The sequence below is a fragment of the Phytohabitans sp. LJ34 genome (assembly GCF_052068095.1).
Lineage (GTDB): Bacteria > Actinomycetota > Actinomycetes > Mycobacteriales > Micromonosporaceae > Phytohabitans.
Genome location: NZ_JBQHDG010000007.1, coordinates 84,921 through 103,799, shown reverse-complemented (window position 1 = coordinate 103,799; position 18,879 = coordinate 84,921). Strand labels below are relative to the sequence as shown.

Annotated in this window: 13 protein-coding genes; 12 read left to right on the top strand and 1 reads right to left on the bottom strand. The window is 69.9% G+C overall.

Annotation, left to right across the window (positions count from 1 at the left end; translation table 11 throughout):
- Positions 1-248 precede the first annotated feature (248 nt).
- A complete protein-coding gene (locus tag ACTMTJ_RS14660) occupies positions 249-2,630 on the top strand; it encodes an RICIN domain-containing protein (protein WP_441216933.1) in 2,382 nt (793 codons plus the stop codon).
- Positions 2,631-2,858: 228 nt separating this feature from the next.
- Positions 2,859-4,592: a glycoside hydrolase family 6 protein gene (locus ACTMTJ_RS14655; protein ID WP_441217164.1), complete on the top strand. Its 1,734-nt coding sequence runs from the start codon at positions 2,859-2,861 to the stop codon at positions 4,590-4,592.
- Positions 4,593-4,658: 66 nt separating this feature from the next.
- Here the strand turns inward: ACTMTJ_RS14655 and ACTMTJ_RS14650 are convergent, their stop codons facing one another.
- Positions 4,659-5,429 carry a FadR/GntR family transcriptional regulator gene (locus ACTMTJ_RS14650; RefSeq protein ID WP_441216932.1) on the bottom strand — a complete coding sequence of 257 codons (771 nt, stop codon included), beginning with the start codon at positions 5,427-5,429 and terminating at the stop codon, positions 4,659-4,661.
- A gap of 142 nt (positions 5,430-5,571) precedes the next feature.
- Here ACTMTJ_RS14650 and ACTMTJ_RS14645 point away from each other — a divergent pair, with 142 nt between their 5' ends.
- From ACTMTJ_RS14645 to ACTMTJ_RS14600, 10 genes are all read left to right on the top strand, one after another.
- The gene (locus tag ACTMTJ_RS14645) at positions 5,572-6,840 is read left to right on the top strand and encodes an ABC transporter substrate-binding protein (protein WP_441216931.1); all 1,269 of its coding nucleotides are present in this window, start codon (positions 5,572-5,574) and stop codon (positions 6,838-6,840) included.
- A 4-nt stretch (positions 6,841-6,844) separates the two neighbouring features.
- The gene (locus ACTMTJ_RS14640; RefSeq protein WP_441216930.1) at positions 6,845-7,816 is read left to right on the top strand and encodes a carbohydrate ABC transporter permease; all 972 of its coding nucleotides are present in this window, start codon (positions 6,845-6,847) and stop codon (positions 7,814-7,816) included.
- Positions 7,816-8,643, top strand: coding sequence for a carbohydrate ABC transporter permease (locus ACTMTJ_RS14635; protein WP_441216929.1), 828 nt, complete (start codon positions 7,816-7,818; stop codon positions 8,641-8,643). The genes ACTMTJ_RS14640 and ACTMTJ_RS14635 overlap by 1 nt, the downstream gene beginning before the upstream one ends.
- 1 nt (position 8,644) lies before the next feature.
- On the top strand, positions 8,645-9,832 hold the full coding sequence (locus ACTMTJ_RS14630) for a mandelate racemase/muconate lactonizing enzyme family protein (protein WP_441216928.1): 1,188 nt from the start codon (positions 8,645-8,647) through the stop codon (positions 9,830-9,832).
- Positions 9,833-9,943: 111 nt separating this feature from the next.
- A complete protein-coding gene (locus ACTMTJ_RS14625; RefSeq protein ID WP_441216927.1) occupies positions 9,944-12,811 on the top strand; it encodes an NEW3 domain-containing protein in 2,868 nt (955 codons plus the stop codon).
- Positions 12,812-12,888: 77 nt separating this feature from the next.
- Positions 12,889-13,917 (top strand): zinc-dependent alcohol dehydrogenase, encoded by a 1,029-nt coding sequence (locus ACTMTJ_RS14620; protein ID WP_441216926.1) that lies wholly within the window; start codon positions 12,889-12,891, stop codon positions 13,915-13,917.
- On the top strand, positions 13,914-14,675 hold the full coding sequence (gene kduD, locus ACTMTJ_RS14615) for a 2-dehydro-3-deoxy-D-gluconate 5-dehydrogenase KduD (RefSeq protein ID WP_441216925.1): 762 nt from the start codon (positions 13,914-13,916) through the stop codon (positions 14,673-14,675). The genes ACTMTJ_RS14620 and kduD overlap by 4 nt, the downstream gene beginning before the upstream one ends.
- Positions 14,675-15,550, top strand: coding sequence for an amidohydrolase family protein (locus ACTMTJ_RS14610; RefSeq protein WP_441216924.1), 876 nt, complete (start codon positions 14,675-14,677; stop codon positions 15,548-15,550). The genes kduD and ACTMTJ_RS14610 overlap by 1 nt, the downstream gene beginning before the upstream one ends.
- Before the next feature lie 67 nt (positions 15,551-15,617).
- Positions 15,618-17,141, top strand: a complete 1,524-nt coding sequence (locus ACTMTJ_RS14605; RefSeq protein ID WP_441216923.1) for a sigma-70 family RNA polymerase sigma factor — start codon at positions 15,618-15,620, stop codon at positions 17,139-17,141.
- Positions 17,142-17,425: 284 nt separating this feature from the next.
- Positions 17,426-18,862 (top strand): endo-1,4-beta-xylanase, encoded by a 1,437-nt coding sequence (locus ACTMTJ_RS14600; RefSeq protein WP_441216922.1) that lies wholly within the window; start codon positions 17,426-17,428, stop codon positions 18,860-18,862.
- Positions 18,863-18,879: the final 17 nt, after the last annotated feature.

Genomic DNA, 18,879 nt, shown 5'->3' with positions numbered 1-18,879 from the left:
TACCGCCGCTGTCTCTCCGGAGGTGATCCCCACGCCGCGCCCGGCACCGATCGTCGGATGGTTTCGCCGACCCGTCCGGTGATCGGTGCCGCATCACCCAATGCTAAACCGATTCTCCAGACGCCGGTGGACCGTCGCTCCGGCCGGGCGTCATCCGTATAGAGCCCTGCCGTATCGAGGACCGGCCGGCACCCCCACCGGACCGGTCCTGGTGAGCATTGGCGCAACCCCCACGCATAGGAGCACCCGTGTTCGCACCTTCGGCGCTGCGGAAGCAGCTACTGGCCGGCGTCGCCGTGGCGGGGTTGGCCGCCGTGGTCGGCGTCGTCGCCGCGCCCGCGCCCGCCGTGGCGGCTCCCACCACCCTTTACGCGTCCCCGTCCGGCAGCGGCACCGCCTGTTCCAGCGCCCAGCCCTGCTCCCTGGCGGGCGCGCAGGCCGCCGTCCGGGCGCTGAACGACGCCATGTCCGACGACATCGTGGTGCAGCTGGCCGACGGGGTGTACCGGCTGTCGGCACCGTTGCGGTTGACCGCGGAGGACTCCGGCACCAACGGCCGCACGGTCGTCTGGCAGGCGGCGCCCTCCGCGCGGCCGGTGATCAGCGGCGCCCGCGCGGTCACCGGGTGGACGCTGGCGGACGCGGGCCGAAACATCTGGCGGGCCAACGTCGGCACCGGGATCGACACCCGGCAGCTCTACGTCGACGGGGCCGTCGCCACCCGGGCGCGTACGCAGGTGAATCGGGCGGACTTCACCGCCTCCAGCACCGGGATGAGGTTTACCAACGGCGCCCTGAGCTACCTGAACAACCTGGCCAACCAGAACAGGGTCGAGATGGAGAGCGTCAACTCCTTCACCGACCGGTACTCGCCGGTGCAGAGCATCAGCGGCAACCTCATCACGATGCAGCAACCGGCCTGGAACAACAACAACTTCGGCTACGACACCTTCACCAGCCCGCACCGGGCCGGTCCGCTGTACCTGGCGAACGCGTACGAGTTCCTCGACTCGGCCGGCGAGTGGTACCTCAACCCCGGGACCGGCGTGCTGTCCTACATCCCGCGCGCGGGCCAGAACATGAGCACCGCGAGCGTGGAGCTGCCGGCGTTGCAGTCCTTGGTGAACATCGGGGGCACCTACGACGCGCCCGCGCACCACATCACGTTCACCGGGGTCACGTTCACCGGCACGAGCTGGCTGGGGCCCAGCAGCAACCAGGGCTACATCGACCAGCAGACCGGCGCGTACATCGCCGGAAACTGGAGCTGGCCGGGCTTCACCTCCTGCCACAACGGCTGCACGCAGTTCGAGGCGGCCCGTCCGAACTGGTTCCAGATGCCGGCCGCGGTGCAGATCTCCGCCGCCAACAACGTCACGTTCAGCGACTCCCAGTTCGTCAACCTGGGCCAGACGGCCATCGGCATCGGCAACGACGCCAACGCCCACGCCAGCGGCGTCGGCCTCGGGGCCAGCAACATCACGGTCACCCGGTCGGAGATCGCGCGCAGCTCCGGCGGCGGCATCGTGGTCGGCGGCGTGCGCGCGGACGCGCACCATCCCAGCGACCAGCGCATGGTCAACCGGGACATCACCGTCAGCAACAACCGCATCCACGACCTCGGTGCGGACTACCGGGGCATCGTCTCGGTCCTGAACACCTATGTCACCAACGCCACCGTCTCGCACAACGAGGTCTACAACATGCCGTACTCCGGCATCTCGCTGGGCTACGGCTGGGGCGCCAACGACGCGGGCGGCAACAACAACTACGCCAACCGCGGGCTGTACAACTACCAGCCGCGGTACACGACGCCGACCACGGCGTCCAACAACCGGCTCATCGGCAACTACGTGCACGACGTCATGCAACAGATGAACGACGGTGGATGCATCTACACGCTCTCCTGGAACCCGAGCGCGTTGATCAGCGACAACTACTGCCTGCGGACCAACGGCTACTTCGGGGTCTACTTCGACGAGGGCTCGCGCTACTACACCGTGCGAAACAACGTCTTCTCCAACACCGGCACCTGGGCCACCGCCAACTACTGGGGTGGCGAGAACATGGGGAACTGGACCGTCACCAACAACTGGTCGACCAACGGCAGTACCAACGTGACCAACGGCGATCGCGGCAACGTCGTCTCCGGCAACGTCACGGTGACCAACGGCAACTGGCCGTCGGGTGCCCAGGCCGTGATGGCCGCCGCCGGACCGGGCGGCAGCACCCCCACCCCGACGGGATCGCGGATCGTCGGGACGCCGTCCGGCCGGTGTGTCGACGTGACGGGCGGCGCGGCGACCAACGGCGCGCAGACCCAGCTGTGGGACTGCACCGGCGCGGCCGGCCAGACCTGGACCTACACGTCCGGCAAGCAGCTGACCGCCTTTGGCGGTACGAAGTGCCTGGACGCCAACGGGCAGGGCACCAGCAACGGCACCGCCGCCATTATCTGGGACTGCAACGGCCAGACCAACCAGCAGTGGAACGTCAACGCCAACGGCACCATCACCGGCGTCCACTCAGGACTGTGCCTGGACGCCAGCGGTACGGGCACCGCGAACGGCACCAGGATCCACCTTTGGGCCTGCCACGGCGGGACGAACCAGCAATGGACCCTCCGATGACATAGCACAACGGGAGCCGACGCGAGTGTGCCTCGCCAAGGGCAGATGGGCTGGTGCGAGCCGGCCCATCTGGCGAGGCACCGGCCCTGGCCTTCGGGCCGGGGAGACGACACCATCATGCTCGCCATCCGGGCCGGCGAGCTGCCCGTCAGGCGTGCGCGCCGCGACGAACTAGGAGAAACAGCAGTGAGACTCGTGTCGAGTCGTACCCGGAAACAGCGCCTGGCGATGGCCGCCGTCGCGGCGCTCGGATTGGGCGGCCTATCGGTGGTGCAGGCCTTGCCAGCCAGCGCCGCCGCCGGTTGCAGTGTGACGTATACGGTCGCCAGTCAGTGGAACAACGCTTTCCAGGGCAGCATCGCCGTCCGCAACGTGGGCGATGCGTGGACGTCGTGGACGCTCCAGTTCTCGTTCGCCAACGGCCAGCGAGTGACGCAGGGTTGGAACGGCCGGTTCACGCAGAGCGGCACCGCCGTGACGGTGGCCAACGAGGGATGGAACGGCAGCGTGCCCAACGGCGGCACGGTCAACCCGGGCTTCATCGCCAACTGGAGCGGCACGAACGGCGCGCCCACGTCGTTCTCGGTCAACGGCGTGGCGTGCACCGGTGTCCCGGTCACCACCCCGCCGACGACGCCACCCACCACTCCGCCCACCACGCCGCCGACGACACCGCCCACCACGCCGCCCACGTCCAACCCGACCACGGGTCCGCCCGGAGAGCGGGCGGACAACCCGTACGCGGGCGGTCGCGGCTACGTCAACCCGGAGTGGAAGGCCAAGGTCGAGGGTGTCTCGGGCGGTAGCCGGATCTCCAGCAACCCGACCGCGGTGTGGATCGACCGCATCGCGGCCATCGAAGGCAGCCCGAACAGCCAGTCCAACGGCCCCATGGGCGTCGAGGACCACCTGCTCGAAGCGGTCCGCCAGGGCGCCTCGTACATCCAGTTCGTGATCTACAACCTGCCCGGCCGGGACTGCTCGGCGCTGGCGTCCAACGGTGAGCTCGGCCCGACCGAGATCGACCGGTACAAGACGGCGTACATCGACCCGATCGCCGCGTACCAGAACGACGCGCGGTTCCGCAGCCTGCGGATCATCAACATCGTCGAGATCGACTCGCTGCCGAACCTGATCACGAATGTGTCGGGCCGTCCGTCGGCGAAGCCGATGTGCGACACGATGAAGACCAACGGCAACTACGTCAACGGCATCGCGTACGCGCTCCAGAAGTTCAGCGCGATCCCGAACGTGTACAACTACATCGACGTAGCCCACCACGGCTGGGTCGGCTGGGACGACAACTTCCGGCCCACCGCCCAGCTGATCGTCGACACCGTGCGGCGGTCGGGCAGCGTCAACAACGTCGCCGGCTTCATCAGCAACACGTCCAACTACTCGGCGCTGGTGGAGCCGTACATCACGGTGAACGACCAGACCCGCCCGTCGAAGTGGATCGACTGGAACCGGTACAACGACGAGACGAGCTACGTCCAGGCGTTCCGCCAGGAGCTGATCACCCAGGGCATGCCCTCGGGTATCGGCATGATCATCGACACCTCGCGCAACGGCTGGGGCGGCTCGGCCCGCCCGACCGGCCCGCGTACCACGGGCACGCTCGACGAGCAGATCAACGGCTCGCGGATCGACCGCCGTATCCACAAGGGCAACTGGTGCAACCAGAGCGGCGCCGGCCTCGGCGAGCGTCCGCGGGCCAACCCCGGCCCGGCTGGCATCGACGCCTACGTGTGGGTCAAGCCTCCGGGTGAGTCGGACGGTTCGAGCACCGAGATCCCGAACAACGAGGGCAAGGGCTTCGACCGCATGTGCGACCCGACCTATGAGGGCAACGACCTCAACGGCCACAACATGTCGGGTGCGCTGGCCGGCGCTCCGATCTCCGGCGCCTTCTTCCCGGCGCAGGTGACCCAGTTGATGCAGAACGCCTACCCACCCCTGTAGGTGATGAGCCGGCGGCGGGGCCTGCCACGCGCGGCACAGGCCCCGCCGCCCCAATCCGTATCTGGGCTATCGCCGCAGTCGGGTCGGCTCGTCCGGCCCGCTGCGGCGTACCACCCACGCTTCGGTGATGTGGGTGAACATCGCCTCCGCGGCGCCCTCGGGGTCGTGGGCGGCGATCAGCTCGTAGATGCGCCGGTGGCCGCGGTTGGAGGCGACGCACAGCGCGCGCTCGGTGCGACCCATGTAGCGGGCGGTGTTGAGCACCTGGCTTTCCAGCGCGCGGACGACGGCGCGGGCGAGGCGGTTTCCGGAGGCCTGCATGACGGTGTCGTGGAACGTCCGGTCGTGGTCATGGTAGGAGTCCGGATCGTCGACGAGCTCGTCCATCCGGTCGACCAGCGCGCGCAGCCGCTCGATGGCCTCGTCGTCGGCCACGCGGGCGGCGACGTTGGCCATGTCGGACTCCAGCACGCGGCGGGTGACGACGAGGTCGTCGAGGATGGCCAGGCTGTCGTCTTCCGCGATGGTGGCGCCCAGGACGAGCTCGTCGAGCATGTTCCACATCGCGGGTGGGGTGACCATGGTGCCGGTGCCCTGGCGGACCTGGACCAGACCCTTCTCTTGAAGAATCTTCACCGCCTCGCGGACTACGGTGCGGCTGACCGAGAAGGTCGCGCAGAGCACGGGCTCGGGCGGAAGCGGCGAGCCCGATGGGTGGACACCGCGGACGATCCGCTCCACCAGCTCCGCGGTGACCGCGGTGGCGAGGTTGGCCGGTCGCCGGGTCCAGCCGGGCGGCGCGGAGACGTCCGCGGCCGAGCGCGCTGCTGCCGTCATATCACCCTCCGTGGCCCGCGGCTACCGCGAGCACCGATTCACTATACGGCACTGTATTGACGTCATACGTCATACGAGTTACGTTCCCGTGTAATCCTCCGCCAACGGCCGGCCCCCGGCCACCTATGGAGAGTGAGCAGCAATGAAGCAGCGAGCACTGTGGTCGGCGGTCCTGGTTGCCGGGCTGGCCTTGGCCGGCTGCGGCAGCGCCTCGGAATCCAATTCGCCGTCCGGTGGATCGACCGGCAAGCTCGTCGTCTGGGACTGGAAGTCCGGTGACGCGACCGCGGCCTCATATATCGAAAAGGCGAAGGCCGACTTCGCCAAGAAGCACTCCGGCGTGACGGTCGAGTTCGTCGCGCAGCCGTTCGAGCAGTACTACACCCTGCTGGGTGGGGCCATCCAGGCCGGCAAGGGGCCCGACGTCATGCTGTTCAACGGCGGCGGGCAGATCCGCGACCGGGCGGACTCGCTCCTGCCGCTGGACGAGTACGTCGGCGCGGACAGGCAGCGGCTGGCCGGCTGGGACGCATTCGCCAAGGACAGCAAGACGTACGCCGCCCCGGTGACGCTTCAGGGGCACCCCATCTACTACAACAAGGCGCTCTACAAGCAGGCCGGGCTCGACCCCGAGCGGCCGGCCACCACCTGGGACGAGTTCGTGAGCAACTGCGCGGCCATCACGAAGGCGACCAAGGCCAAGTGCTTCGCGCAGGGCAACAAGGAAGGCATCGGCATCCAGTTCTTCCTGTCCGGCCTCGGCTCGGGGATCCTCACCGCGCAGGAGTACGACGACTGGATCGCCGGCAAGCGAAACTGGAACTCGCCCAACGTCAAGCGGGTCTTCTCGCTCTGGAAAGAGGTCAACGACAAGGGCCTCAACAACGAGGGCGCCAACTCGACGGCGATGTTCAACGACGCGTTCGCGGTATTCCAATCCGCCAAGGCTTCGCACGTCATCGGGTTGATGTCGGACATCGGGCACTGGAAGGACTTCGCCGAGTTCCTGGAGGCGGACAACGTCGGTGTCATGAAGTCGCCGGTCGTGACCGCCGGCACCACGCCGAGCGTTCCCTACGACGGCGGCATCGGCTACGCGGTCGCGAAATGGACCAAGGACCCGAAGGTCGCCGCCGACCTGGTGCGGTCGTTGACCTCGACCGACGCGCTCAAGGCGTTCTACGCCGACGCGGGCGCCATCGCCGCGGACACCACGATCGACGTGTCCAGCGCCGGCCCCGCCGTCGCCACGATCGTGTCGGAGACCAAGGCCGGTAAGCCGGCTCTCCACGTGGCCCTGTCTTCCAAGACGATCGAGCTGATGGGGCGGCTGTCCCAGCAGTTGATCAGTGGATCGGTCACGGTCGACAAGGCGGTGACTCAGCTCGCCGCGTCGGACAAGACGGGCTGATCTCGTGCCACTGGGTAGTTCGTCGTCGGTCCGCCCTGCCGCCGAAGCGGGGCGGGCCGCGGCGACGAAGGTCGAGCAGCCGGCGGCGCCCAGCCGCCGGCGGGCCCGGGACGGGCGGCGCGCCGAACGCCTCGCCCCGTACGTGCTTGTCGCACCGGCTGTCCTGATCATCGTCGTGCTGCGGCTGTGGCCCCTGCTGCTCGGTGTCAACTTCTCCTTCACCGGCGACGGTGAGCGCAACGGCACCACGGTCGGGCTCGACAACTACACCGACCTGCTCGGCGACCCGCTGTTTCGCACCGCGCTGCGCAACGTGGGGCTGCTGGTGCTGCTGCTCCCGGTCGCCGTCGCGATACCGGGACTGCTCGCCACCTTCATCTACCTGCGCGTGCCGGGACACCGGGTCTACCGCAGCGTCTACTTCTTCCCGGCCGTGCTCTCACCGGTGATCGTCGGCGCGATCTTCAACCTGCTGCTGGCCTTCGACGGCCCGCTCAACGCCGTGCTCGGCGGCATCGGCGTCGGCCCGGTGGACTGGCTGGGCAATCCGAACGTGGCCATCTTCGCCGTCGCCGGCGTGCACATCTGGGCCACGTTCGGCATGGCACTGGTCGTCTTCCTGGCCGGGTTCGCGACCCTGGACGCCGCGCTCCTGGACGCCGCGCGGGTCGACGGCGCATCGCTGCCGCAGACCATCTGGCACGTCATCATCCCTGGGCTGTCCCGCACCATCCAGTTCGTCTTCGTCACCACCATGATCGGGATGCTGACCTCCATGTTCGGGTTGCTCTACATCATGACCGGTGGTGGCCCGGAAGGCTCGACCTACTTGCCCGAGTTCTACATCTGGTTCCAGCAGGGACAGATGAACCGCCCGGCCCTCGCCTCGGCCGCGTCCACGGCTTTGTTCGTGATCATGCTGGTCGTCGGCCTGCTCCAGATCAGCGTGCTGCGCCGCGCGGGAAGGGAAAACTGATGTCGCGCATCCGGCTGGGCCGATGGTTCGTCGCGGTGCCGATGGCGCTCCTCGCCCTGGCCACGATCTACCCGCTGCTGTTCACCGCCAACGTCGCGATGAAGACCCGCCGCGAGTACATCCTCGACCGCTTTTCCCTGACCAGCACACTGCACTGGCAGAACATCACGACCGCGTGGAACAGCGCCGGCATGGCGCGGTACTTCCTCAACTCGCTCATCGTGGTGACCTGCGCCGTGGTGCTGCTACTGCTGCTCGGGTCGATGGCCGGGTTCGCGCTGAGCCAGTTGCGGTTTCGCGGCTCGTCCGCGCTGTTCCTGGTCTGCCTCGCGGCGCTGTTCATCCCTTTCCAGGTCATCATGGTGCCGCTGGCCAGGATCATGGCAGACATCGGTCTCATCGACACCTATCCGGGACTGATCCTCGCCTACGTCGCGCAGTGGCTGCCGTTCACCGTCTTTCTGATGACGAGCTACTACCGGGCGGTGCCAGCCGAAATCATCGACGCGGCCCGGATCGACGGAAACACCGTGTACGGCGTCTACCGGCGGATCATGCTGCCGATGGGCGTGCCGGCACTGCTGTCGGTGGGCATCCTCAACACGTTGTTCTGCTGGAACGACGTGCTCATCTCGCTGCTGATGATGCCGTCGGCCGAAAACCGCACGCTCATGGTGGGCGTCACCTCGCTGCGCGGCCAGTACTCCGACGACATCCCCACCTTCGCGGCCGGCGTCCTGATCGCCGCGGTGCCGGTGTTGGTGACCTACCTGTTCCTCCAGCGCCAGATTGCCGACGGCGTGACCGCCGGTGCGACGAAGGGCTGACATGCGGATCACCGGATACCGGACCCTGACGACGGCACAGCATTGGGGCCGGCCGGTCGGCGACGCCAACGGCGTCTACGCCGACGGCGTCATGACCGTGCCGATCATCCTGGTCGAGACCGACGAGGGGATCACCGGAGTCGGCCTGGGGTCGCACGTGGAGGCCGAAGCCATCTTCCAGGCCCTGGAGGGTCAGGACCCGCGCGCGGTGACGGCGCTCTACGACCGGATGCTGCGGCAGACCTTCAAGGCCGGCCACGCCGGCGTGGTGTTCGGCACGATCGGCGCCTTCGACACGGCGCTGTGGGACATCAAGGCGCAGGCCGCTGGCGAGCCGCTGTGGCGGCTGCTGGGCGGCCGGGACCGCCGGGTCAACGCCTACGCCTCCGGCCTCGACATCGGCCTGACCGACGAGGAGCTCGTCGCCACCTACGAGGTGTACGCGGAACACGGGCTCCGCGCCGCGAAGCTCAAAGGTGGCCTGGACATCGAGCGGGACCGGCATCGCCTGACGCTGGTGCGGCAGGTGCTGACCGAGGCCGCGCGCGGCATGCGGCCGGGGCTGATGCTGGACGCGAACGAGTCCTGGACCCGCAAGCAGGCGGTCCGCCACGTCTGCGAACTCGAACGCACCCTGGACCTGGCCTGGATCGAGGAGCCGGTCCGACGCTGGGACGCGGACGGGCTGGCCGCTGTCAGCCGCGGCGTGCGTACCTCGGTCGCCAGCGGCGAGAACCTGACCGGGCTGGAGCAGTTTCGGCCGCTGATCGCCGCCGGCGGCCTCGACATCGTCCAGACGGCCGCGGTCTGGGGCGTCACCCACTTCCTGCGGGTATCCGCGCTGGCGCACGCCCATGACCTGCCGGTCAGCCCGATCGGCAACACGCCCGTCGCCCTGCTGCACGCCGCGACCTCGGTGCCCAACCACATCGCCAGCGAACTCCAGGACCTGCGGTCGCCGATCGGCGTGACGATCGACCTCCAGGTGGAGGACGGCGCCTACATCCTCGGCGACTCGGCGGGCCTGGGCATCCGCGTCGACGAGGACACGATCGCCTCGGTGTACCAGCGGACCGCACCCGCACCCGCCGGACCGCACGTACGGCCCGAGCAGGCCGGCCGGCGGCTGCTCGCCGTCACCAGCCGCGCCGGCGCCGCGCACCAGCCGCATCCGGTGGACGTCCACTAGACCAGCCCGCACCCCGCGCCGCGCCGCGGCCCGGCAGGAAAGGAAGTCGCTGTGCGCCCCTCGTCGGCCCGAAGAGCAGTCGTGGCCTTGGCCGCGGTAGGAGTGTCCATTGTGTCTAGCCCCGCCGCGCAGGCGGCTCCCCCCGAACACGTCATCGTGGTCGCGCCGCCCGGCACCGCGAACGCCAGGGACAGCGGCCCGGGCACCTTCGCCCGCCCCCTCGCCACCCTGGGCGAGGCGCAACGGCGGGCGCGCCTCGAGGCGGCCAAAGGCAACCGCGACGTCACCGTCCATCTACAGAGCGGCACCTACCGGCTGACCGAGCCGCTGCGCTTCGACGCCGCCGACTCCGGACGCGGCGGCCGCATCGTGACCTGGCGGGGCGCGCGCGGCACGAGTGTCCTCAGTGGAGCACAGCCGGTCACCGGGTGGGAGCTCGACGACGCCGCGACGGGCGTCTACAAAGCACACGTCGGCGCCGGCTTCGACACCCGCCAGCTCTACGTGGACGGCGCCCTGGCGCAGCGCGCCCGGATCCCGCTCGCGCGCACCGACATCACGCTCAACGCCACCGGCTTCACGCTGAACAACCCCGACCTGGCGTACCTGGCCACGCTGCCGGACCAGCGGCGCATCGACTTCCAGGCGATGCAGTCCTTCACCAACCGGTTCGCGCCGGTGCAGAGCATCTCCGGCACGACCGTGGTCATGCAGCAGCCCGCGTGGGACAACAACACCTACGGGTACGACGCGCTCCAGTCCCCGTTCCGGACACCGACCTACTTCCTGCTGAACGCCAGGCGCTTCCTCGACGAGCCCGGCGAGTGGTACCTGGACCCGACGGCCGGGACGCTGTACTACAAGCCGCTGCCGGGGCAGGACATCCGGCAGGCGCGGGTCGAGCTGCCGCGGCTGGAGTCACTTGTCCAGGTGGGCGGCACCTACGACGCGCCGGCGCGCAACCTCCGGTTCGAAGGGCTGACGTTCACCGGCACTACCTGGCTGCACCCCAGCTCGCCCAACGGGTACGCCAACCAGCAGACCGGCGTGTTCATCACCGGTGTCCAGCCCGACCGGCCCGCCGACGCGTTCACCTCCTGCGCGGTCGGCTGCCGCGGGTTCGAAGGATCGCGCAACGGCTGGGCGCAGGCGCCCGCCGCCGTGCAGGTGTCCGCCGCACACGGCATCAGCTTCCACGACAACGCGTTCGTCAACCTCGGCTCGATCGGGCTCGGGATCGGCAACGACGCCAACGCCCACGCCACCGGCGTCGGGCTGGGCGCCCGCGACGTCTCGGTCGTCGGCAACACGTTCACCGCGAGCGCCGGCGGCGGCGTCGTGATCGGCGGCGTACGCCCCGACGCGCACCACCCCTCGGATCCCCGCATGGTCAACAGCGACATCCTCGTCAGCGACAACCGGCTCTACGCGTCGCTGCTGGAGTACCTCGACCAGGACCCGATCTTCGCCACCTACGTCACCCGGCTCACCATCGCGCACAACTACATCAGCGACGCGCCGTACACCGGCATCGGGCTCGGCTACGGATGGGGTGCCAACGACCCGGGCGGCAGCCCCGAGTACGTCAACCGCGGGCTGTACGACTTCCAGCCGATCTACCAGACGCCGACGACGCTGAGCGACGTGCGGATCGTCGGGAACTACGTGCGCAACGTCGTGCAGACCATGTTCGACGCCGGCTGCATCTACACCCTCTCGGCGATGCCGCGCAGCACCATCGAGGAAAACTTCTGCGAAAACAGCGGCCAGCTCGGCCTCTACTTCGACGAGGGCTCCCGATACCTGACCGCCAGCCGCAACGTGTTCGTCGACACCGCCGGACAGTGGGCGCACGCGAACAACCAGAACGGCAACCGCACCGGCGACCTCACCCTTGTCGACAACTACACCACCAACCCGGCCATCACCGGCATCGTCAACGGCAGCCGCGGCAACGTCACCCGCGGCAACGTCACCATGAGCGCCGCGAACCCGGCCATCGAGGCCAGCCGGATCATCTACAACGCCGGCCCGACCGGGAGATATCGGGGCCCGGCCGACCCCGAGCGCCCGCCGGTCGGCGCGGTGCTGTCGGCGGAGCCGGCCAGTCTCGGCGCGGGTGGCACCACCACCGTCACCGCCACGCTGGAGAACATCAGCGACAAAGCGGTGGCCGAGCTGACCGCCGCCATCGCGGTGCCGGAGGGCTGGCGGGCCGTCCGCACCGGACCCGCCCCGCGGCCACGCCTCGCCCCGGGTGCCTCGCAGACCGTCTCGTGGCAGGTCACCGCACCGGCGTCGGTCACCGTCCCGGTGGCCCGCGCGGCCGTCACCGCCACGGTGGACCTGCGGGCCGGCCAGACCGGGTACGAGCTGACCAGGACGGTGAACGTGGCGGCCATCAACCCGCTCACCTCACTGCCCGGCTACGGGTCGGTGCCGAGCCAGTTCGGTGAGGCCGGCGGCGCCTACGCGATCCTGACCGCCGGGACGGACATCTGGCAGGACGGCGGCGGTGCGTTCGACGAGTACGGCGCCATCTACCGCGACGGCGCGGTCGGCGCCTCGTCGACGGTGACGGCCCGGGTCACCGCGATGGACGGCACCAACCCGTGGGCCAAAGCCGGCGTGGCCATCCGCAACGACCTCACCGGCGCCGGGACGTCGCCCGGGTACGCGGTCGTCGTCGCCACGCCGGGCAACGGGGTGGCCTTCCAGTGGGACGCCGACGGCAACGGCTACCTCGACTCGTTCAGCGGCGCCGGCGGCGTGCGGGCGCCCGTGTGGGTGCGGCTGGTCCGCGCCGGCGACGAGGTCAGCGGCTACTACTCCAGCGACGGCAGCACGTGGACCAAGGTCGGTCCCACCGTCAACCTGGCCGGCGTCGCCGCGACCCAGGACGCCGGCCTGATCGCCACCTCGCACGCCGCCGGAGTGACCGGCCAGTTCAGCTTCAGCGACTTCACCGTCACCCCCTGAACACAACGGACTGCGGAGGGCATCGCGGCACCCGGTGCCCTCCGCGACCAATTTTGTCTACATAGGAGGGAGGCGCGATGGAGGCGGTCGTCTACCGCGGCGCCCGAAAGTTCGAGGTCGAGGACCGGGCCGCCGAACCGCCGGAGCCCGGCCAGCTGGCGATCGAGGTGGCCTACACCGGAATCTGCGGCACCGACCTGCACATCTACCACGGCGACATGGACGCCCGGGTCGGCCCGTCCGCGATCATCGGCCACGAGATGTCCGGACGCGTCGCCGCCATCGGCCAGGACGTGACCGGCTGGTCCGTCGGCGAGCCCGTCACCGTCATGCCGACCCGGTCCTGCGGCCGGTGTGCCGCGTGCCAGCGCGGCAACTCCCACGTCTGCCACGCCATGAACTTCCTCGGCATCGACTCGCCCGGCGCCATGCAGTCCATCTGGAACGTCCCGGCGGATCTGGTACTGGCGCTTCCCGACGCTCTGCCGCTACACGACGCGGCACTCGTCGAGCCGGTCGCGGTCGCGGTGCACGACGTGCGGCGCTCGGGTCTCGGCGCGGACGACTACGCCGTCGTGGTCGGTGGCGGACCGGTGGGTGTGCTCATCGCCCTGGTGGCCCAACACGCCGGCGCGAAGGTGGTGCTCGTCGAGCCCAACCCGTTCCGGCGTTCGGTGGCCCGACAGGTCGGCCTCGAAGCCGTCGACCCCCAGATGGTCGACGCGGTCGCGCTGGTGAACGAACGCACCGGCGGCGCGGGCGCCGACGTCGCGTTCGAGGTGTCCGGCTCCGCCGCCGGCGTGGAGACGGCGGTCGACGTCCTGACCACCCGGGGCCGGCTCGTCCTGGTCGGGATCCACACCCAGCCCCGTCCGGTCAACCTGCACCGGTTCTTCTGGCGCGAGCTGGAACTGTTCGGCGCTCGCCTCTACCAGCGCGACGACGTGGCCGAAGCGATCCGGCTGGTCGCCGCCGGGGCGATCCCGACCACGCAGCTCATCTCGGGGACCATGCCCGTCCACGCCGTCGAGGCCGCCTTCGCCGTTCTCGAACGCGGCGGCGGGGTCATGAAGGTCCTCCTGGACTGGCGGGGAACCGCGCGATGAGCGCGCTCTTCGACCTGACCGGACGCACCGCCGTCGTGACCGGTGCCCGCCGCGGGATCGGACTGGCGATGGCCGCGGCGCTGGCGGACGCCGGCGCCGACATCATCGGCGTATCGGCCCACCTCGAACCCAGCGGCAGCGCGGTCGAGCAGCGGGTGCTGGCGGCCGGACGGCGGTTCACCGCCCTGCGCGCCGACCTGGCCGACCGGACGGCCGTGCACCGGCTCGCCGCGAACCTCAACACCCGCGGACCGATCGACATCCTCGTGAACAACGGCGGCACGATCGCCCGCCAGCCGGCGGCCGACCACTCCGACGAGATGTGGGACCAGGTCATGGAGGTCAACCTGAGCAGCCAGTTCGTGCTCAGCCGGGAGATCGGCCGCGGCATGGTCAGCCGAGGGCACGGCAAGATCATCTTCACGGCGTCGCTACTGAGCTTCCAGGGCGGCATCAACGTTCCGGGCTACACCGCCTCCAAGTCCGGCGTCGCCGGGCTCACCAAGGCCCTCGCGAACGAGTGGGCGGCGCACGGTGTCAACGTCAACGCCATCGCGCCGGGCTACATCGACACCGACAACACCCAGGCGTTGCGCGCCGACCCGCGGCGCAACCAGGCGATCCTCGACCGCGTCCCGGCCGGTCGCTGGGGACGGCCCGACGACATCGCCGGAGCCACCGTGTTCCTGGCCTCCCCGGCGTCGGACTACGTCAACGGCGCCGTCCTGCCCGTCGACGGCGGCTGGCTGGGACGCTGATGAACGGTCACCCGTACGCACCCGCCGGCCTCGTGGACGCCCACCACCACCTGTGGAACCGTGCCCGCCACCCGCAGCACTGGATCGACCCGTACACGATGGCCGCGATCGACGCCGACTTCGAACCGTCCGACCTGGCCCCGCTCGCCGCGGCCGCGGGCGTCTCGCAGACCGTCGTCGTGCAGTCGATCAGCTCCGAAGCGGAGACGGTGGACCTGCTGAGCGTCGCCGCGGGCAGCGACCTGATCCGGGGCGTCGTCGGCTGGGTGGACCTCACCGCAGCGGACGTCGCAGACCGCATCGACCGGTTGCGGGCGGGTACCGGCGGCGACCGGCTGGTCGGCATCCGCCACCTCGTCCAGGGCGAGCCCGATCCGGCCTTCCTCGACCGCGCGGACATCCGCCGGGGAATCGGCGCCGTCGGCGCGGCGGGCCTCGTGTTCGACCTGGTCATCCGCCAGCACCAGATCCCCGCCGCGATCCGCCTGGCGGCCGCGCTGCCGCACGTGCGGTTCGTCCTGGACCATCTCGGCAAACCGGCAGTGGCCGGCGGCGACATGTTCGAGTGGGCCCGCGACATGTGGACGCTGGCGCGGCAGCCGAACGTGTCGGCCAAACTCTCCGGCCTGGCCACCGAGGCCGGCTGGGCGTCCTGGACACCGGCGGACCTGAAACCCGCGGTGGCGCACGCGTTGGACGTGTTCGGGCCCGATCGGCTGATGTTCGGTTCGGACTGGCCGGTGTGCCTGCTCGCCACCACGTACCAGCGGTGGATCGACACCCTGTCCGAGCTGCTCGTCGAGTGCGACGAGCGGCAACACGACGCGATCTGGCGGCGGACCGCGCGGCGGGTCTACCGGCTGGAGTCCTCGTGAACGCCAGGGCGCCGCGGCGCGGGCCGGCGGGCCTCGTCGAGACGTCGCCGGCGGCGCGGAGCGTGTGATGCCGGCCAGCCGGGTCGACGAGACGAGCCTGGTCGTCGCCGCGCAGGCGGGGGACCGGCGGGCACTCGACGAGCTCGTCACCGCCTACCTGCCGCTGGTGTACACCATCGTGCGCCGGGCGCTGGGCGGGCTCGCGGACGTCGACGACGTCGTGCAGGAGACCATGCTGCGCGCCCTGCGGGAGCTGCGCACGCTGCGTACCCCGGAGAGCTTCCGGCCCTGGCTGGCGACGATCGCGACCCGCCAGATCAGCACCCACCTCCACCGGCGGCAGGCCGACGCGCGGCGGACGGCCCCCCTGGACGAGGTGATCGACCTGCCGGACGCCGACGCGGAGAGCCTGGCACTGACGCACGTGGAGCTGTCGAGCCACCGCAGGCAGGCGGTCCGCGCCAGCCGATGGCTCGACCCCGACGACCGGGCCCTGCTGTCGCTGTGGTGGCTGGAAACCGCCGGCCAGCTCACCAGGGCCGAGCTCGCGGCGGCGTCGGGGACGAGCGCGGCGCACGCCGGTGTGCGTGTCCAGCGGATGCGCCAGCAGCTCGAGCTGAGCCGGTCACTTGTCGCGGCGCTGGAAGCCCACCCGCGGTGCGCGCAGCTGACCGCTGTCGTGGAGGACTGGAACGGCGTGCCGGGTCCACTGTGGCGCAAACGCATCACGCGGCATACCCGGTCATGTCCGGTCTGCACCCGCGCCGCCGGCGAACTGGTGCCCCTGGAGCGGCTCGTCGCGGGCCTGGCGCTGCTTTCCGTCCCCGTGGCGCTGTCGGCCGCGGTGCTCCTCAAGAGCGCGGTCACCGCCGGTGTCAAAGCGGGGTTTCTCGGCCAGCTCGCCCAGGCGGCGGGGGCGCACCCCGTCGCGACGGCGGTGATGGCCGGCACGCTGGTCGCCGGCGCCGCCGTGACGACGGCCACCTGGTCGGCACCCGCGCCACCGGGCCGGCAGGCGTTCGGGGCGCCGACATCGGCTTCCGCTCCGCGGCCGGTGGGGTCGGCCCCCGCGGTGGCGCCGGCGCCGTCGACTTCCGAGCGGGTCGCTCCGTCCTCGACGCGCGCGAACCCGACCGTGGCAAGCCCTTCGGGCACGCCGCCGTTCACGTCGGGCCGCGCCACGCTGGAGTCGGTCAACGCGGTAGGGCTTTTCGTCACGACCGGCAACGACCTCGGGGTCCTGGAGCGGGCCGACGCGGCCGCCTCCCGGCAACGCGCGACGTTCGAGGTGGTACACGGTCTGGCGGATCCCGGCTGCGTCTCGCTTCGCGTCCCGGACGGCCGTTACCTGCGCCATTCGTCCTGGCGGCTGCGGCTGAGCGCGGACGACGGCACCGAGCTGTTTCGCGGCGACGCGACGTTTTGTGTGCGCGCGGGCTCCGTCCCCGGTTCGGTGTCGCTGGAGTCGTCCAACTACCCCGGTGCTTTTCTGCGCCACCGCGGCACCGAGCTGTGGGTGGATCCCTCCGACGGCAGCGCGGCGTTTCGCGCCGACGCGTCCTTCCGGCCCCGGCCGCCGTCGGCGGGGTAGCCGCCCGCGACCGTCCGGCACCGGTGCCGATAACAGAAACGCGCGGCGCTTTTATGCGCTCGCCGGTTCTAATCGGTATCGAAAATGTGTTATCGGTGGGGACTGTCGAAAGTCCGGTCGCGCATCGACGTTTCCCTCTTGAACGCTTTGAAACAATCTGGCAATCTCACACGCATCGATGCGTTGCGTGTTCATCCACTTCCGCTCGACCCGGGCGAAGTCCAAAGGGAATAGCGATGTTAGCGCTAACGCCGCGAAGCGACCGACTTTGAAAGGTACTGACGATGAGCGAGCTCCTCCACGCGGGCCGTCCGCGACGGCGACGGCGGACCAAAGTGATACTGCCACTGGCGCTGGCCTCGTTGCTGGCCACCGGATTGGCGTTCGTGTCCACCGGGACCGCCAACGCGGGCACCACGCTCGGTGCCTCGGCGGCCGAGAAAGGCCGCTACTACGGCGCCGCCGTCGGGACGTACAAGTTCAACGACGGCACCTACATGTCCGTGCTCAACCGCGAGTTCAACAGTCTCGTCGCGGAGAACGAGATGAAGTGGGACGCGACCGAGCCGCAGCGTGGAGGGTTCAACTACGGCGCCGGCGACCGCATCGTCAGCCACGCCCGGGCCAACGGGATGAGCGTGCGCGGCCACACCCTGCTGTGGCACGCGCAGCAGCCCGGATGGGCTCAGAACCTGTCCGGCGGCGACCTGCGCAACGCCGCCATCAACCACGTCACCCAGGTGGCCACCCACTTCCGGGGGCAGATCCACTCGTGGGACGTGGTCAACGAGGCGTTCGCCGACGGCGGCAGCGGCGGCCGGCGAGACTCCAACCTCCAGCGCACCGGCAACGACTGGATCGAGGCGGCGTTCCGTGCCGCCCGCGCCGCCGACCCGGGCGCGAAGCTCTGCTACAACGACTACAACACCGACGGCGTCAACGCGAAGTCGACCGGGATCTACAACATGGTCCGCGACTTCAAGGCCCGCGGCGTGCCGATCGACTGCGTCGGCTTCCAGTCGCACCTGGGCACCTCGATCCCCGGTGACTACCAGGCCAACCTCCAGCGCTTCGCCGACCTCGGCGTCGACGTGCAGATCACCGAGCTCGACGTGACCCAGGGCGGCAACCAGGCGAACATCTACGCCACCGTCACCCGGGCCTGCCTGGCGGTCTCCCGGTGTACCGGCATCACGGTGTGGGGTGTGCGGGACTGCGACTCCTGGCGCGGCTCCGACAACGCCCTGCTGTTCGACTGCGCGGGCAACAAGAAGGCCGCGTACAACGCCGTCCTCGACACGCTCAACGGCGGGACCAACCCGAACCCGACGACCCCGAACCCGACCGGAAACCGGCTGCGCAACGAAGGATCCGGCCGGTGCCTGGACGTCAACGGCGCCAGCTCGGCCAACGGCGGACAGATGATCATCTGGGACTGCCACAGCAACGCGAACCAGCAGTTCACCCAGAACGGGCGGGCGCTGCAAGTGATGGGCAAGTGCCTGGACGTCCCCGCCAACGCCGGCAACGGCACCCGGGTGCAGATCTGGGACTGTAGCGGCGCCACGAACCAGCAGTGGGTCCTCAACGGCAACGGCACGATCAGCAACGCCCAGAGCGGCTTGTGCCTGGACGTCAACGGCGCAGCGACCGCCAATGGCTCAGCGGTGATCGTGTGGAGCTGCCACGGCGGCGCCAACCAACGCTGGGCGAGAGCCTGAAGACGAACGAGTGTCGG

Coding starts and splice junctions, on each gene's coding strand:
- ACTMTJ_RS14635 (WP_441216929.1), top strand. CDS start 7,816: ATGTCGCGCATCCGGCTGGGCCGATGGTTCGTCGCGGTGCCGATGGCG.
- kduD (WP_441216925.1), top strand. CDS start 13,914: ATGAGCGCGCTCTTCGACCTGACCGGACGCACCGCCGTCGTGACCGGT.
- ACTMTJ_RS14610 (WP_441216924.1), top strand. CDS start 14,675: ATGAACGGTCACCCGTACGCACCCGCCGGCCTCGTGGACGCCCACCAC.
- ACTMTJ_RS14605 (WP_441216923.1), top strand. CDS start 15,618: ATGCCGGCCAGCCGGGTCGACGAGACGAGCCTGGTCGTCGCCGCGCAG.
- ACTMTJ_RS14645 (WP_441216931.1), top strand. CDS start 5,572: ATGAAGCAGCGAGCACTGTGGTCGGCGGTCCTGGTTGCCGGGCTGGCC.
- ACTMTJ_RS14620 (WP_441216926.1), top strand. CDS start 12,889: ATGGAGGCGGTCGTCTACCGCGGCGCCCGAAAGTTCGAGGTCGAGGAC.
- ACTMTJ_RS14630 (WP_441216928.1), top strand. CDS start 8,645: ATGCGGATCACCGGATACCGGACCCTGACGACGGCACAGCATTGGGGC.
- ACTMTJ_RS14655 (WP_441217164.1), top strand. CDS start 2,859: ATGGCCGCCGTCGCGGCGCTCGGATTGGGCGGCCTATCGGTGGTGCAG.
- ACTMTJ_RS14650 (WP_441216932.1), bottom strand. CDS start 5,429: ATGACGGCAGCAGCGCGCTCGGCCGCGGACGTCTCCGCGCCGCCCGGC.
- ACTMTJ_RS14600 (WP_441216922.1), top strand. CDS start 17,426: ATGAGCGAGCTCCTCCACGCGGGCCGTCCGCGACGGCGACGGCGGACC.